Here is a 1,777-nt window from a genome sequence, read left to right as displayed (position 1 = left end):
CCGAGGCCGGCGGCCAGGCCGCCGACGTGCTGCGCGTGGCAGGCTCCGCCGTGGCCGGGAAACTGCGCGTCGCCGCCCCGGATCCCTTTGGGATCCTCCAACGCAGCCATACCCGGGACTGCCTGGCCCAGGCCGCCGGCCGGGTCGCGGTCCTAAGCCTGGACCCGGAGCTGACGCTGGCCGGCAACGGGACGGCGCGCTCCGCCGTGGTCGGCGTGCACATTGCCCCGACCGGCGGCACCGGGACGTTCACCATCGAAGGCCCGGCCGCCACCACGCTGCTGGACGAGGACGCTGCCCACCCGTGGCCGCGGAACGTCGTCGTGGCAGGCACCGGCGCTCCACGCACCCTGAAGCTGCACATTGTCCCGGCGCGCTGCGACGCGCACGCGGTCGCCGAGGACAGGCTTGGCATCAAGCTGCCCCTGCACCTGTCCGCCGGGGACTACCGCGGCACGCTGCGGCTGGAACCGCCGCCGGACCTGGCCCGGGCGGTCTACTCCTTCATCGCCTCCGCCTGCCGCAATAAGCAGGCCGGCCCTCAGTAGCCCCTGCCGGTGACGGCGATCATCGTCAGCAGGAAGCCGCAGAGAACCCCGATTGCGGCCAACCAGCCGCTGATGATCATGGTCCGGTAGCGTTCCTTGTCCTCGACCAGGCGGTTGCCCTTGGGGTGGGTGAAGGCCAGGGAGTCGCTGGCCAGCAGGAAAACAATGAAGGACACGAGCGCAACGCCCCAGGACAGGGCTCCGAGCAGATCCAGCATGGTAAACATAACTCCGGTATACGCCCGGCACCTGCCCCGCACAAGGACCGGATCCGGATCCCCGTAGACTGGCCCGGTGCACGCTCTCCACCACTCGGCCATCCGGAACCTGGTCCTTCCGCTGCTGGAGGCCGGCGGCACCGCCCCGATCCTCCAGCTGGGCCATCCCGTGCTGCGGCGGCCCGCCGAGCCGTTCGACGGCCAACTGGACGACGCCGAACTGGCCGCCCTGCTGGAGCTGATGCGCCGCACCATGCATGCGGCCCCCGGCGTCGGCCTGGCCGCACCGCAGATCGGTGTTCCGCTGCGCATCGCGGTACTGGAGGATGGTTTCGCCGCGGATCCGGAGGTGGCCGCCGTGCGCGAACGCACCCCGCTGCCCTACTTCGCGGTGATCAACCCCCGCTACGCCCCGATCGGTACCGAAACGGCGTCGTTCTACGAAGGCTGCCTGTCCTTCGCCGGGTTCCAGGGCGTGGTCGAACGCCACCGCACCGTCCGGCTGGACTACCGGCGCGCGGACGGCAGCCCCGCCACCGGACAGTTCACCGGCTGGCCGGCCCGGATTGTCCAGCACGAGACGGACCACCTCGACGGCACGCTCTACCTGGACAAGGTCCTGACCCGGTCGCTGGCCGGGGACGCCGAATACCGGGAGTACTGGGCCCAGCCGGAAATCGGCCGCGCCCGCGCGGAGCTCGGCATTTAGGGCCGGGGCCGTCGCGTCCCGCTCCGGCGGGTAGGATGAGGCGTGCCCACCGAACCCGCTCCGCTCGCTGCCGTCCGGCTCCTGCTCTGCCCCGTCTGCGCCGCGGACATGCTCCCGAACGGGCAGCGGGTCGCCGAGGGCATCCGCTGCACGCAGGGCCACCGGTTCGACGGCGCCCGGCAGGGCTACATCAACCTGCTCACCGGCCGCGGAACCTCCTTCATCCCGGACACGGCGGCCATGGTATCCGCCCGCGGCGCCTTCCTGGCGGCCGGCCACTACGCGCCCCTGGCCGGGCGCCT

At 71.9% G+C, this 1,777-nt stretch carries 3 protein-coding genes and 1 pseudogene; 3 read left to right on the top strand and 1 reads right to left on the bottom strand.

Features of this window, described 5'->3' with window-relative positions:
• Positions 1-548 (top strand): annotated as a pseudogene (locus ACFQ36_RS22460) (hypothetical protein); the annotation flags it as partial.
• Here the strand turns inward: ACFQ36_RS22460 and ACFQ36_RS22455 are convergent.
• Positions 542-775 (bottom strand): hypothetical protein, encoded by a 234-nt coding sequence (locus ACFQ36_RS22455; protein ID WP_377017746.1) that lies wholly within the window; start codon positions 773-775, stop codon positions 542-544. The pseudogene ACFQ36_RS22460 and the gene ACFQ36_RS22455 sit on opposite strands and share 7 nt — an antisense overlap.
• 67 nt (positions 776-842) lie before the next feature.
• Here ACFQ36_RS22455 and ACFQ36_RS22450 point away from each other — a divergent pair, with 67 nt between their 5' ends.
• Both ACFQ36_RS22450 and ACFQ36_RS22445 read left to right on the top strand, forming a co-directional pair.
• Positions 843-1,475: a peptide deformylase gene (locus ACFQ36_RS22450; RefSeq protein WP_377017744.1), complete on the top strand. Its 633-nt coding sequence runs from the start codon at positions 843-845 to the stop codon at positions 1,473-1,475.
• Positions 1,476-1,517: 42 nt separating this feature from the next.
• Positions 1,518-1,777 (top strand): putative RNA methyltransferase (locus ACFQ36_RS22445; protein ID WP_377017742.1); only part of this gene is annotated, 260 nt, incomplete at its 3' end.

The sequence above is a fragment of the Arthrobacter sp. GCM10027362 genome (genome assembly GCF_042679445.1).
Classification (GTDB): domain Bacteria; phylum Actinomycetota; class Actinomycetes; order Actinomycetales; family Micrococcaceae; genus Crystallibacter.
This window is presented reverse-complemented; position numbering and strand designations above follow the sequence as displayed.

Bases quoted from the DNA above. Each gene is read 5' to 3' on its own strand.
- ACFQ36_RS22455 (WP_377017746.1), bottom strand. From the start codon at position 775: ATGTTTACCATGCTGGATCTGCTCGGAGCCCTGTCCTGGGGCGTTGCG.